Here is a 14,537-nt window from a genome sequence, read left to right as displayed (position 1 = left end):
GGTGCTCGCCGACCTGACGGCCGGCGCAGTCGCAGACGCTGAGCGTCGTGCTCTGTCGCGCCCGCTGGATGCGGTCGAACGCGCGGCGCTCGCGCGCCCGGCCGCCAAGGATGCACTCTCGTTCCTCGCCCCGGCCGATCGCGTCAAGATCATCGCCGAAGTCAAGCGAGCGAGCCCGTCGCGTGGCGCACTCGCCGAGATCCCCGACCCTGCTCTGCAGGCCTCCCTGTACGAGACGGGTGGAGCCTCGGCGATCAGCGTGCTCACGGAGGAGCGTCGCTTCGGCGGCAGTCTCGCCGACCTCGAGGCCGTCACCGCCCGAGTGTCGCTCCCGGTGCTCCGCAAGGACTTCATCGCCACCCGCTACCAGGTGCTCGAGGCACGGGCAGCGGGCGCTGATCTGGTGCTGCTGATCGTCGCCGGTCTCGAACCCGATGTCCTTCGCGATCTGTTCGGCTTCATCGGCGAGCTGGGTATGACACCCCTCGTCGAGACGCACTCGGCCGATGAGCTCGAGGCCGCGATCGACCTGGGCGCACCGCTCATCGGTGTGAACGCCCGCGATCTGAAGACCCTCGAACTCGACCGCGACCTGTTCGGACGCCTGGTCGACCGCATCCCGACGACCGCGGTGAAGATCGCCGAATCCGCGGTTCTCACGCCCGCCGATGTCGTGCATTACCGCTCCGCCGGCGCTGACGTCGTCCTGATCGGCGAGGCGCTCGTGACCGGCGATCCCGTCGCCACCCTCAAGAGTTTCCTGGAGGCATGATGAGCCTGCGCGACCAGCACGGCCCCTTCTTCGGCGAGTTCGGCGGGCGCTTCATGCCCGAGTCGCTCATCGCCGCGATCGATGAGCTGACCGTCGCGTACGAGGAGGCGATCCTCGACCCGGCCTTCCGGGACGAGCTCGCACACCTCCTGAGCTCGTATGCGGGCCGCCCCTCGGCGATCACCGAGGTGCCCCGGTTCGCAGAGCATGCCGGGGGTGCGCGCGTCTTCCTCAAACGTGAAGACCTGAACCACACGGGGTCGCACAAGATCAACAACGTGCTCGGTCAGGCGCTGCTCACGAAGCGGCTCGGCAAGACGCGAGTGATCGCCGAGACCGGCGCCGGACAGCATGGTGTCGCCACGGCGACGGCCGCGGCGCTGTTCGGTCTGGACTGCACGATCTACATGGGCGAGGTCGACACCGAGCGTCAGGCACTCAACGTCGCCCGCATGCGCCTGCTCGGCGCGGAGGTCATCCCGGTCACCTCCGGTTCGCGCACGCTCAAGGATGCGATCAACGATGCCTACCGCGACTGGGTGGCGTCGGTCGAGACGACCAACTACATCTTCGGCACCGCGGCCGGGCCGCATCCGTTCCCGGCGATGGTCCGCGACTTCCAGAAGATCATCGGCGAAGAGGCCCGCGCGCAACTGCTCGACGAGGTCGGTCGGCTTCCGGATGCGGTCGTCGCATGCGTGGGTGGCGGTTCCAACGCCATCGGCATGTTCGACGCGTTCCTCGACGATGAGGGCGTCAAGCTCTACGGCGTGGAGGCAGCCGGTGACGGCGTCGACACCGACAAGCACGCGGCCTCGATCGAGCGCGGACGACCCGGCGTGCTGCACGGTGCCAAGACCTACGTGCTGCAGAACGAAGACGGCCAGACCATCGAGTCGCACTCCATCTCCGCGGGGCTCGACTATCCGGGAGTCGGTCCGGAGCACTCGTGGCTCGCCGACATCGGACGCGCCGAGTACATTCCGGCCACCGATGACGAGGCCATGCAGGCGCTGCGGCTGCTCAGCCGCACGGAGGGCATCATCCCGGCCATCGAATCGGCGCATGCCCTCGCCGGCGCTCTGCGGATCGGGCGTGACCTCGGCCCGGACGGCCTCATCGCGATCTGTCTCTCCGGCCGCGGCGACAAAGACATGGACACCGCGGCGCGCTACTTCGAGCTGTACGACGAAGCCGCTCTCGCGCACGACGTCGACGACGAGAGCGAGGCCGAAGAGACGGCCTCGAAGGGGGAGCCTCAGCTATGAGTCGCGTCGAACAGGCGATCCAGCGCGCACAGGACGCCGGTCGCAGCGCCTTCGTCGGATACCTCCCGGTCGGTTTCCCCGACCTCGAGACCAGCATCCAGGCCGCCATCGCCCTCGCCGAGAACGGCGTCGACATCATCGAGCTGGGCCCGCCGTACAGCGACCCGGTGATGGACGGCGCGATCATCCAGGAAGCGACCACCACGGCTCTCGCCGCGGGGTTCCGGATGGCCGACCTCTTCACGGCGATCCGTGCGATCACCGCGGCCACCGACGTACCCGTCCTCGTGATGACGTACTGGAACCCGGTCATGCAGTACGGCGTCGACCGCTATGCCGACGACCTGCTCGCCGCGGGCGGCGCGGGGCTCATCACACCCGACATCACCCCCGACGCGGCAGGGGAGTGGATCGCCGCCAGTGAGCGGACCGGTCTCGATCGGGTGTTCCTCGCAGCCCCCACCTCCTCCGACGAGCGGCTCGACCTGGTGGTGAAGTCGTCCACCGGTTTCGTCTACACCGTCTCGACGATGGGAATCACGGGAGAGCGCGCCGAACTCGACCGCGCCGCCCGTACCCTGGTCGGACGCCTCCGCGCACACGGAGCGCACCGCGCGTGCGTGGGCATCGGCATCTCCACCGCCGAACAGATCGCCGGTGTCTCGGAGTACGCCGACGGCGCCATCGTCGGGACCGCACTGGTCCGCGCTCTCCGTGACGGCGGCGTCCCCGCCCTCGCCGAAGTCACCCGAAACCTGGCAGCCGGCACCTCGTCGGCGCGCCCCGAAACCGAGAACTAGAATCGCACTCATGTCACTCGCGTTCCCCAGCACCGTCACCAGCGTGCTCGCCAGCATCCCGAGCCCTCCGGTGTCGTACATCGACCTCGGACCCGTACGGATCCACTTCTACGCGCTGTGCATCATCGCGGGCATCATCGCGGCGACGCTGCTGACCAACTACCGCCTGACCAAGCGCGGAGCGGAGCCGTGGGTCGTGATCGACATCTCGATCCTCGCCGTGCCGCTGGCGATCATCGGCGCCCGAATCTTCCACGTGGTCACGCACCCGAACTTCTACTTCGGCGAGGGCAGGAACACCTGGAACCCGTTCGAACCCGGTTCGGTGTGGGCCATCTGGGAGGGCGGCATCGCGATCTTCGGCGCCCTCATCGGCGGCGCGATCGGCGCATACCTCGGCTGCCGTTGGACGGGCATCCGCTTCTGGACGTTCGCCGACGCGCTGGCGCCCGGTCTGCTGCTGGCTCAGGCCATGGGCCGTTTCGGCAACTGGTTCAACCACGAACTGTTCGGCCTTCCCACAGGCCTGCCGTGGGGACTGGAGATCGAGTCGACGAACTCCGCGTTCCCGGCCGGTCTGCCGGAAGGCACCCTCTTCCACCCGACCTTCCTCTACGAGATCATCTGGAACGGTCTGGGTGTGCTGGTCCTCCTGTGGCTCGGCCGCAAGCTCTTCTTCCAGTGGGGTCGCCTGTTCGCGATCTACCTCATCTGGTACAGCGCGGGCCGCATCGTCTGGGAGTCGATCCGCATCGATCCGAGCGAGATCATCCTGGGGCTGCGCAGCAACGTCTGGGCAGCGATCATCGGAGTCGTCGTCGGACTCGTGATCCTCGTCGTGCAGACGCGTCGGCACCCCGGTCTCGAGCCGTCACCGTACCAGCCGGGCCGCGAGAAGGTCGACGCCGACGCTGATGTACAATCGCAGAACAATCCCTCTGACTTCGTGGACGTGAGCGAGCCTCCGACCGAGGAAGTCACCGCAGGAGCCACTGCCACAAGCACTGCTCCCACGAGCGAGAACGGCTCCCGATAACAACGCCACCTCGTGGCGGGAGAACCATTGCACTGAACGAGCGGGCCGACGTCGTCCCCGGGTTTCACTGAAGATCTGAGGACGGTAACTGGTGTACTTCCAGCCACCCTACGGCGCGTCCGGCGCCTACCCCCCGAAGCAGGGCATGTACAACCCGGCGTTCGAAAAGGACGCCTGCGGCCTCGCCATGGTCGCGACCCTGCGCGGCGAAGCCGGGCACGACATCATCGCGTTGGCCCTCGAGGCCCTGCGCAACCTGGAGCACCGCGGAGCCATCGGTTCCGACGCGGGCACCGGGGACGGCGCCGGCATCCTGACGCAGATGCCCGATGCGTTCCTCCGCGCAGTCGTCGGCTTCGAACTGCCGCCCGTGGGGGAGTACGCCGCTGGATTGGCCTTCCTGCCTCGCGACTCGAGCGAGCGCCGCCAGCAGAAAGCCGGGATCGAGAAGATCGCCCGCTCCGAAGGACTCCGCGTCCTCGGCTGGCGCGAGGTCCCCACCGCCAACGAGAATCTCGGCAAGCTCGCCGATGAGGCGCGTCCCGCCTTCGAGCAGCTGTTCGTCAGCGCCGGCGGAGCGACCCACACCGATGCCCCGCTCACGGGCATCGCCCTCGACCGCGTCGCCTACCGGCTCCGCAAGCGCGCCGGCCATGAGCTCGGCGCCTACTTCGTGTCGCTCTCGGCCCGCACCCTCGGTTACAAGGGCATGGTCACCACGCTGCAGCTCGAGCCGTTCTACCCCGATCTGCAGGACGAACGCTTCGCGTCCGAGCTGGCTGTGGTGCACTCCCGCTACTCGACCAACACGTTCCCGTCCTGGCCACTGGCGCAGCCGCTGCGCATGCTCGCCCACAACGGCGAGATCAACACGGTCGGCGGCAACCGCAACTGGATGCGCGCCCGCCAGTCGCAGCTCGAGTCCGAGCTGCTCGGCGACATCCAGCCGTTGCTCCCGATCTGCACCGACGGCGCCAGCGACTCCGCGTCGTTCGACGAGGTGCTCGAGCTGCTGACCCTGACCGGGCGCAGTCTGCCGCACGCCATCATGATGATGGTTCCCGAGGCGTACGAGAAGCAGGCCGACATCACGCCGGAGCTGCGCTCGTTCTATGAGTACCACTCCAACCAGATGGAGCCGTGGGACGGTCCGGCCGCCCTCATCTTCACCGACGGCACGCTCGTCGGCGCCACGCTGGACCGCAACGGTCTGCGCCCCGGACGCTGGACCGAGACGACCGACGGCCTGGTCGTGATCGGCTCCGAGACCGGCGTGCTGCAGTTCGAGCCGGAGCGCATCAAGCGTCGCGGACGCCTGCAGCCGGGCAAGATGTTCCTGGTCGACACCTCGCAGCGTCGCATCGTCGAAGACAGCGAGATCAAGCACGACCTCGCCACGATGCACCCGTGGCAGGAGTGGCTGGATGCCGGCGCCGTCCGGCTTGCCGAGCTCCCCGAGCGCGAGCACATCGTGCACCCGCCGGCATCGATCACCCGTCGTCAGCGCACGTTCGGATACACAGAGGAAGAGGTCCGCATCCTCCTCACCCCGATGGGCCAGACCGGTGTCGAGCCGCTCGGCGCCATGGGATCCGACACTCCGATCGCCGTGCTCAGCAAGCGTCCGCGTCTGCTGTTCGACTACTTCACGCAGCAGTTCGCGCAGGTCACGAACCCGCCCCTGGACTCGATCCGCGAAGAGGTCGTCACGAGCCTCAAGCTGGGCCTCGGCCCCGAGAGCAACCTGCTCTCCTGGGGTCCGGAGCACACGCGCACGGTGTCGCTGGACTTCCCCGTCATCGACAACGATGAGCTCGCGAAGATCCGTCACATCGACAAGGCCATGCCCGGTCGGTCGAGTGCGACTATCCGCGGTCTCTACCACTTCGACGCCGGCCCCCAGACGCTGCAGGACCGGCTCACCGAGATGTGCGCAGAGGTCGATGAAGCGATCGAGAACGGCACCGAGTTCATCATCCTGTCCGACCGCGACTCGAACAAGGACCTGACGCCGATCCCCTCGCTGCTCATGGTCTCGGCGATCCACCACCACCTCATCCGCCGTGAGAACCGGATGAAGGTGGGCCTGATCGTCGAAGCCGGCGATGTGCGCGAGGTGCACCACGTCGCCACGCTGATCGGCTACGGCGCCTCCGCCGTCAACCCGTACCTGGCGATGGAGTCGGTCGAGCACCTGGTGCGCACCGGCTACATCACCGGGATCACGCCCGAGAAGGCCGTCAAGAACCTGATCTACGCGCTGGGCAAGGGTGTGCTCAAGATCATGTCGAAGATGGGCATCTCCACGGTGTCGTCGTACGCGGGTGCCCAGGTGTTCGAGGCGATCGGCCTCAGCCAGGAGTTCATCGACGCGTACTTCACCCGCACCGAGTCCAAGCTCGGTGGCATCGGCATCGAAGAGATCTTCGCCGAGAACCAGGCGCGTCATGACTACGCCTACCCGGAGGATGCCGCGGCGCGTGCGCACGAGCGGCTGTGGACCGGCGGCGAGTACCAGTGGCGGCGCGACGGCTCGCCGCACCTCTTCAACCCGGAGACGGTGTTCAAGCTGCAGCACTCGACCCGCACCCGGCGCTACGACATCTTCCGCGAGTACACGAAGCTCGTCGACGAGCAGGCTGCCGAGCTGAAGACGCTGCGCGGCCTGTTCCAGCTGCGCACCGGAACCCGCAAGCCCGTGCCGCTGGACGAGGTCGAGCCGGTGTCCGCGATCGTCAAGCGCTTCTCCACGGGAGCCATGAGCTACGGCTCGATCTCCCGTGAGGCACACGAGACGCTCGCGATCGCGATGAACAGCATCGGCGGCAAGTCGAACACCGGTGAGGGCGGCGAGGATCCGGACCGGCTGCTCGACCCCCAGCGCCGCAGCTCGATCAAGCAGGTGGCCTCCGGGCGCTTCGGCGTGACCAGCCTGTACCTGACCGAGTCGGACGACATCCAGATCAAGCTCGCTCAGGGCGCGAAGCCCGGCGAGGGCGGCCAGCTGCCTCCGACCAAGGTGTACCCGTGGGTGGCGCGAACGCGTCACGCGACGGCCGGTGTGGGGCTCATCTCCCCGCCGCCGCACCACGACATCTACTCGATCGAAGACCTCAAGCAGCTCATCTTCGACCTGAAGCGGGCGAACCCCGAGGCGCGCATCCACACGAAGCTCGTGAGCCAGTCGGGTATCGGCGCGGTGTCGGCCGGCGTGGCCAAGGCGCTCAGCGACGTCATCCTGGTCTCCGGCCACGACGGCGGAACGGGTGCGAGCCCCCTGAACTCGCTCAAGCACGCGGGAACGCCGTGGGAGCTCGGTCTCGCCGAGACACAGCAGACGCTCATGCTCAACGGCATGCGCGACCGCGTGGTGGTGCAGGTCGACGGTCAGCTCAAGACCGGCCGCGATGTGATCATCGGCGCGCTGCTGGGTGCGGAGGAGTTCGGCTTCGCCACGGCTCCGCTCGTCGTCAGCGGCTGCATCATGATGCGCGTCTGCCACCTCGACACCTGCCCCGTGGGCGTCGCGACACAGAACCCGGTGCTGCGCGAGCGGTTCACGGGCAAGCCGGAGTTCGTCGTCAACTTCATGGAGTTCATCGCCGAAGAGGTGCGTGAGCTCCTCGCGGAGCTCGGCTACCGCTCGATCGACGAGATCGTCGGCCGCGCCGACCTCATCGAGGTCAACGCCGCGGTCGAGCACTGGAAGGCCGAGGGACTCGACCTCACCCCCGTGCTCGAAGGACCGGTGTTCCCGGCGGGCGAACCGCGCCGCAGCGGTCGCACGCAGGATCACGAGCTGGAGAAGCACTTCGACGTGCAGTTGATCGACATCGCCAAGGGCGCACTGCTCAACGGCGAGCCTGTCGTGGTCGAGTTGCCCATCGCCAACACCGAGCGCGCCGTCGGCACCATGCTGGGGCACCAGGTGACTTCTCGGCACGGCGCCGCCGGTCTGCCCGAGGGCACGATCGACGTGACGCTGCACGGCACCGCAGGACAGTCGCTGGGTGCCTTCCTTCCGCCGGGAATCGTGCTGCGCCTGGAGGGCGACGCGAACGACTACGTCGGCAAGGGACTCTCAGGCGGCGACATCACGATCCGTCCGCCGCGCGGAGCTGCCATCGCGCCTCATGAGAACGTGATCGCCGGCAACGTGATCGGCTACGGCGCGACCTCGGGGACGATGTTCATCTCGGGCGTCGTCGGTGAGCGGTTCCTCGTCCGCAACTCGGGCGCGACCGCGGTCGTCGAGGGCGTGGGAGACCACGCGCTGGAATACATGACCGGCGGGCTCGCGGTGATCCTCGGATCGACCGGACGCAACTTCGGTGCCGGTATGTCCGGGGGAGTGGCGTACGTGCACGCGCTCGACACGAGCAAGGTGAACGCGCAGTCGCTCGGCAGCGGGGAGCTCCTGCTCGAACCGCTCGACCGTGCCGACCTCGAGGTGCTGCGCAGCCTGCTGGTCGCGCACGTCGAACGCACGGCCTCGCCGCGAGCGTCCGCGCTTCTCGAGAGCTTCGAGGAGACCGCTGCAGAGTTCGTGAAGGTGCTGCCTCGTGACTTCGCCGCCGTGCGGAGCATGCGCGAGGAAGCGCTGGCCGAGGGGATCGACCCCGACGGCGACATCGTGTGGAACCGCATCCTGGAGGTGACCGGTGGCTGACCCCAAAGGCTTTCTGAAGGTGACCGAGCGGGAACTTCCCGCCCGTCGCCCCGTGCCCGTGCGCATCATGGACTGGAAAGAGGTCTATGAGCCCGGCGACAAGCAGGTCCTGCGTCGTCAGGCCGGTCGCTGCATGGACTGCGGTGTGCCGTTCTGCCATCAGGGCTGCCCGCTCGGCAACCTGATCCCCGAGTGGAACGACCTGACGTGGCGTGGCGAGGGTCGCGAGGCGATCGAGCGGCTCCACGCCACGAACAACTTCCCGGAGTTCACCGGTCGTCTGTGCCCCGCTCCGTGCGAAAGCTCGTGCGTGCTCGGCATCAACCAGCCCGCCGTGACCATCAAGCAGATCGAGGTCTCGATCATCGATGAGGCCTTCGCCAAGGGCTGGGTCGAGGCGGAACCGCCGGAGCGTCTGACCGGCAAGACGGTCGCGGTCGTCGGATCGGGGCCCGCGGGTCTCGCCGCCGCCCAGCAGCTCACGCGTGCAGGCCACACGGTTGCGGTCTTCGAGCGCGACGACCGCATCGGTGGTCTGTTGCGCTACGGCATCCCGGACTTCAAGATGGAGAAGTCGCAGCTCGAGTCGCGCCTGCGCCAGATGCAGGAGGAGGGCACCCGCTTCCGCGCGGGTGTCGAGATCGGCAAGGACATCTCCTGGCCCGACCTGCGCGCCCGCTACGACGCAGTCGTCATCGCGACGGGTTCCACGGTTCCGCGCGATCTCGCGATCCCCGGACGCGACCTCGACGGCGTGCACTTCGCCATGGAGTACCTCGTCGAGTCCAATCACGCGGTCGCCGGCGACAAGGTCACCGACCAGATCAGCGCCGAGGGCAAGCACGTCATCGTGATCGGCGGCGGCGACACCGGCGCCGACTGCATCGGTACCGCACACCGTCAGGGCGCGCTGAGCGTCACCAACCTCGCGATCGGCAAGCAGCCGGGCGACGCACGTCCCGACCACCAGCCGTGGCCGATGATGCCGACGCTCTTCGAGGTGTCCTCTGCGCACGAGGAAGGCGGCGAGCGGGTGTTCCTCGCGTCCACCGTCGAGTTCCTCGGCAACGAGGTGGGCGAGGTCCGTGCGCTGCGCGTCGCCGAGACCGAGTACATCGACGGTCGTCGTGTTCCCAAGAGCGGCACCGAGCGCGAGATCCCCGCCGACCTGATCCTGATCGCCATGGGCTTCACCGGACCGGAGCAGGACGGGTACACCGACGAGACGCTTCCGCAGGTCACCGACCGCGGCGCATTCCGTCGCGACTCCGGCTACGAGTCGACGGTTCCCGGCGTGTTCGTGGCCGGCGACGCCGGCCGTGGGCAGTCGCTCATCGTCTGGGCCATCGCCGAGGGCCGCGCGGCCGCCGCGAACGTCGATCGGTTCCTGATGGGCACCACGGTTCTTCCCGAGCCGGTGCGCCCGAGCGATGTCGCGATCGGTCTCCAGCCCGCGTAGGCTGAGGCCGGCACCGTCGCCTGATTCACCTTCCCCCACTTCTACCCTGGAGAAATCTTTGAGACGCGCGAAAATCGTCGCCACCCTGGGCCCCGCCACCTCCACCTATGAGACGGTGCGTGCACTGATCGACGCGGGGGTGGATGTCGCTCGACTGAACCTCAGCCACGGCGACTACTCCGTGCACGAGAACAACTACGCCAACGTGCGGCGTGCCGCAGAGGACGCCGGCCGTCCGGTCGCGATCCTCGTCGACCTGCAGGGACCGAAGATCCGTCTCGGCAAGTTCGAGGACGGCCCCTACGAGCTCGCCAAGGGCGACATCTTCAAGATCACCACCGAAGACATCATCGGCAACAAGGAGATCTCCGGGACCACCTTCAAGGGGCTCCCGCAGGATGTGAAGCCCGGTGACTTCCTCCTCATCGACGACGGCAAGGTGCGCGTCGAGGTCGTGGAGACCGACGGCGTGACCGTGACGACGAAGGTCATCGTCGCCGGAGCGGTGTCGAACAACAAGGGCATCAACCTGCCCGGCGTCGCCGTGAACGTCCCCGCACTGAGCGAGAAGGACGAGGACGACCTGCGCTGGGGTCTGCGCATCGGCGCCGACCTGATCGCGCTGTCGTTCGTGCGCAATGCCTCCGACGTGACCCGTGTGCACGAGATCATGGCGGAGGAGGGCGTTCGCGTCCCCGTCATCGCGAAGGTCGAGAAGCCGCAGGCGGTCGACGCACTCGAAGAGATCGTCGACGCGTTCGACTCGATCATGGTCGCCCGAGGCGACCTGGGCGTCGAGCTTCCGCTCGAGGCCGTCCCGATCGTGCAGAAGCGCGCGGTCGAGATCGCCCGCCGCATGGCGAAGCCGGTCATCGTCGCGACGCAGATGCTCGAGTCGATGATCAGCAGCCCCGTCCCCACGCGCGCCGAGACCTCGGACGTCGCGAACGCCGTCCTCGACGGTGCGGACGCGGTCATGCTCTCCGGCGAGACAAGCGTCGGGGACTACCCGGTCGTGGTCGTCGAGACGATGGCGCGGATCATCGCATCCACCGAGGAGCACGGCCTGGAGCGTATCGCGCCGCTGACGACCAAGCCCCGCACGCAGGGTGGTGCGATCACGCTGGCCGCCCTCGAGGTCGCCGAGTTCGTCGACGCGAAGTTCCTCTGCGTGTTCACGCAGTCGGGCGACTCCGCTCGTCGTCTGTCGCGTCTGCGCTCGCGCATCCCCATGATCGCGTTCACGCCGGAGCCGGACATCCGCCGTCGTATGGCGCTCACGTGGGGCATCCGCTCGACCCTGGTCGACATGGTGCAGCACACCGACCTGATGTATCACCAGGTCGACGAGTATCTGCTCGGCAACGGACTCGCTGAGGAAGGGGACAAGGTCGTCGTGATCTCCGGTTCCCCTCCCGGAATCATCGGTTCGACGAACGACCTCCGCGTGCACAAGGTCGGCGATGCGATCCGCGGTGCAGCCCCGATCTACAAGGCCGGCGTCTGACACTCAGCATCCAGAGGGGGCGAGACTTCGGTCTCGCCCCCTCTGTCGTGCGGTCCGCAGCGTTGACACCCGAAGGGTGCCCTCCAATGAGGAGCGTGGAATCGGCATGCTGAGGAACGCAAGATACTGGCTGTTGTTCCGGGCCAGGCTTCGCCGCGCTTATCCGCAGCTTCAGTCCTGGAACGTTGCCCGCGCCGCCACACCCCGACCTCTACGTGACCGGGAAGCCGCCGATGTCCGCCGAATGGGGGACAGACGAGGGCTTGTTAGGCGAGTAGCGTTATACCTGTTACGTGCTAGCAGTGGATTCGCCAGCGTGTAAATCAATCTGGGTGATCGCTGAAGCATTCATCATGAGGCGGCTCACCTATTTCTTAGGATGAAGCCAAATGAGAAAAGTACTGGCCACGAGTTGCAGTTGCGGCGCCAAGGCTGCGGGGAGTGCGATGCTCGCGATCGCACTCGTCGCGACGGGGGGTCTGCCGGCACAGGCAGCAACGGGGGCCGCGACCGAGGAGGCCCCTTCGACTCGGCTCAGCAGGCTCTAGGCTTATCTGCGACGGATGCGCCAGACCAGGCGCAGGGCGTGACGACGGAAGTCATCGAAGGAGGCGCTGTCGTCTCTCTCGGAGAATTCGATTTGAAGATCAGTGCTGCAGAATTGAATACGTCAACCACTGTGCTGGAGGACGGAGTGCGAGTCATGAGCCTGCTGGATCCAGGAGAAACTTCCACTGACTTTGCAATCGAATTGCCTGAGGGGGCAGAGCTGTCGGCTAGCAACGAAGGGTTCGACGTGATCGTCGATCTCGATGGGATCACCATTACGGTGGGGAGGATCGCTGCCCCTTGGGCCGTTGATGCGGAGGGTAAAGAACTACCGACGTCTTACTCTTTCGATGGCGACATGATTACTCAGCACGTGGATACCCGGGAAGCAACCTATCCCGTGGTCGCAGACCCAGCAGTCACCGTCGGCTGGGGCGCGGACGGGCCTGGCGTTTACTGGAATATGTACGGCTACCAAGCCCAGGCCATTGCGGCGGCATCCGTGGCAACTGTAGGCGTGGCGCTCGCTGGAGGTTGCGGTGGTGCCAGCAAGATTCCGGGCGTGGGCAGCTGGATCGGAACGCTCTGCGGTTTAATCGGCGCTCCGACTCTCGCCAACGTCTGGTCCGGTGTCCGAAGCGCGATCAAGGGCACTTCACTCGCAAACAGTTCCTGCTACTCGATGCGAATCCCAGTCGGTTCGGGGCTCCATAAGGTCGCGAAGTCGAACTGTGCCTAAACCTACATTCCTGGGTGGGTGGTGGCCCGCTCTCCTGTTCTTCGCTTCACTCCTCTTGGCCGTGACCACCCACATCGATCCGTGGATCATCGGCATCTGCACGGGGTCGCTCATCCTGATCGGCTTCGGTATCGAGTGGTGGGTGCAGCGATCTCGCGGACAGAAACCGCAATGAGAGGGGGCGAGACTTCGGTCTCGCCCCCTCTGCCGTGCACCGGAGCGCCAGTCAAGCCCGTGCTGCGTTTCCGCGCGTTGCGGTAGCTTCACAACATGTGTCCTTCCCGTCGTCGCATCGTCACCGACGGGATGCCTTTCGGGCTCTGGGACAGCCCGCGGCCGCCGGGTGCGGAATCGCCCACCATCGCGCTCGTGCACGGCATCGGAATGTCGCATCGCTACCTGTCGCGGTTGCATGACGTTCCTGCTGATCTCACGCGTGTGGTGTCCGTGGACCTGCCGGGATTCGCGGGGCTGCCCAGGCCCTCCGGCAATCCCGATGTGGTGCGGATGGGACGAGCACTCGCGGAAGTGATCGCCGCCCTGGGGGAGGATCGCATCATCGTCGTCGGTCACTCCATGGGAGTGCAGTGGGCGGCCGAGGCCGCTCTGCACCGCCCGGACCGCGTGCAGGCCGTCGTCGCGATCGGTCCTGTCGTCGATCAGAGCCATCGCAGCCTCGTGTCTCAGACCAGGGCGCTCGCGATCGACACGCTCGGGGAGACTCCGCCCAGCAACCTGATCGTGTTCTCCGACTATCTCCGCTGCGGCATCCGGTGGTACCTGAAGCAGGCGCGGCACATGATCGAGCACCCGACCGAGCAGCGGTACGCCGAGCTGACGCGGCCCATCCTGGTGATCAGGGGAGGCGATGACCCGGTGGCTGGGCGCGAATGGTGTCGGCGGCTTCGCGACTCCGCGCGCACTGCACGGCTCGTGGAGGTGCCCGGACGCCACCACGTCGTGCAGCACTCCGCGCCTCGTACCGTTGCCGCCGCCATCGTGGCGAACCCGGACGGGCCGTGGCCGCCGAGCGTGCGATCGGCCGCTTCCCAGAGACGGAGGAGTGCATCATCAGCGTGCTGAGGAACGCGGGCTGGTGGCTGGCTGACTACGCGTACGCGGGCTACTGGCAGCTGCGCGCGACCTTCGACCGCACAGACGCCACGAACCTCGCCTCAGGGAGCGCTGCGCACATCGTCGTGCTTCCGGGTGTGTACGAGACCTGGAAGTTCATGCAGCCCCTCGTGGAGCAGATGCACGCGCGCGGCCACGCAGTCCACATCGTCGACACGCTTCGTCGGAACGAGCGTCCGGTCGCCGACATCGCGGCGGCTGTCGCGGAGTTCCTGGAGCGCCAAGGGCTCACCGACGTGATCCTGGTCGCACACAGCAAGGGAGGGCTCGCCGGCAAGCTCGTCATGACCGGCCCGGCGGGGGAGCGGGTGCGCTCGATGCTCGCGATCGCTACGCCGTTCGGCGGCTCGCGCTACGCCCGTCTGATGCTGTCGCGCACCCTGCGCGCCTTCTCGCCGGAAGATCCATCGATCGTGGACATCGCCCGGCAGCTCACGGTCAATGAACGGATCGTGTCGATCTATGCGGCGTTCGATCCCCACATACCGGAGGGGAGCGAGCTGGCCGGGGCCAAGAACGTCCGACTCGAGACCGGAGGACACTTCCGGATCCTTGCGCATCCTCGAGTCCTGGCCGAACTGGCCGTGCTGGCCGAGTAGTCGCT

General features: G+C 67.0%; 10 protein-coding genes. All 10 read left to right on the top strand.

The genetic code is table 11. The annotated features are described in order from the left end of the window. Position 1: 1 nt before the first annotated feature. The 10 genes from trpC to CQ034_RS03490 all read left to right on the top strand — a co-directional run bounded on the left by trpC (position 2) and on the right by CQ034_RS03490 (position 14,532). Complete coding sequence (gene trpC / locus CQ034_RS03530) at positions 2 to 772, top strand: indole-3-glycerol phosphate synthase TrpC (protein WP_029263368.1); 771 nt, start codon at positions 2 to 4, stop codon at positions 770 to 772. Beyond that, on the top strand, positions 772 to 2,040 hold the full coding sequence (gene trpB, locus CQ034_RS03525; RefSeq protein ID WP_105709942.1) for a tryptophan synthase subunit beta: 1,269 nt from the start codon (positions 772 to 774) through the stop codon (positions 2,038 to 2,040). Before trpC ends, trpB begins: the two co-directional genes overlap by 1 nt. Then, positions 2,037 to 2,840 (top strand): tryptophan synthase subunit alpha, encoded by an 804-nt coding sequence (trpA, locus tag CQ034_RS03520; protein WP_029263370.1) that lies wholly within the window; start codon positions 2,037 to 2,039, stop codon positions 2,838 to 2,840. Before trpB ends, trpA begins: the two co-directional genes overlap by 4 nt. A gap of 10 nt (positions 2,841 to 2,850) precedes the next feature. Continuing rightward, entirely contained in the window at positions 2,851 to 3,876 is a 1,026-nt protein-coding gene (gene lgt, locus CQ034_RS03515; RefSeq protein WP_105709941.1) for a prolipoprotein diacylglyceryl transferase, read from the top strand. A 145-nt stretch (positions 3,877 to 4,021) separates the two neighbouring features. Further along, positions 4,022 to 8,545, top strand: coding sequence for a glutamate synthase large subunit (gene gltB, locus CQ034_RS03510; RefSeq protein WP_105710343.1), 4,524 nt, complete (start codon positions 4,022 to 4,024; stop codon positions 8,543 to 8,545). Then, the gene (locus CQ034_RS03505) at positions 8,538 to 10,004 is read left to right on the top strand and encodes a glutamate synthase subunit beta (RefSeq protein ID WP_029263373.1); all 1,467 of its coding nucleotides are present in this window, start codon (positions 8,538 to 8,540) and stop codon (positions 10,002 to 10,004) included. Before gltB ends, CQ034_RS03505 begins: the two co-directional genes overlap by 8 nt. A 58-nt stretch (positions 10,005 to 10,062) precedes the next feature. Then, positions 10,063 to 11,511: a pyruvate kinase gene (gene pyk, locus CQ034_RS03500; protein ID WP_029263374.1), complete on the top strand. Its 1,449-nt coding sequence runs from the start codon at positions 10,063 to 10,065 to the stop codon at positions 11,509 to 11,511. A 586-nt stretch (positions 11,512 to 12,097) separates the two neighbouring features. Beyond that, positions 12,098 to 12,799 (top strand): hypothetical protein, encoded by a 702-nt coding sequence (locus CQ034_RS19400; RefSeq protein WP_146114791.1) that lies wholly within the window; start codon positions 12,098 to 12,100, stop codon positions 12,797 to 12,799. Between the two features lie 270 nt (positions 12,800 to 13,069). Continuing rightward, complete coding sequence (locus CQ034_RS03495; protein WP_105709940.1) at positions 13,070 to 13,882, top strand: alpha/beta fold hydrolase; 813 nt, start codon at positions 13,070 to 13,072, stop codon at positions 13,880 to 13,882. Then, positions 13,867 to 14,532, top strand: a complete 666-nt coding sequence (locus tag CQ034_RS03490; protein WP_105710342.1) for a triacylglycerol lipase — start codon at positions 13,867 to 13,869, stop codon at positions 14,530 to 14,532. Before CQ034_RS03495 ends, CQ034_RS03490 begins: the two co-directional genes overlap by 16 nt. The last annotated feature ends 5 nt before the right edge of the window (positions 14,533 to 14,537 follow it).

The organism is Microbacterium sp. MYb45 (assembly GCF_002979655.1).
In the GTDB taxonomy this organism is placed as follows: Bacteria; Actinomycetota; Actinomycetes; order Actinomycetales; family Microbacteriaceae; genus Microbacterium.
The sequence above is the reverse complement of the archived record's forward strand: the minus strand, read 5'-3'. Positions and strand labels throughout refer to the sequence as shown.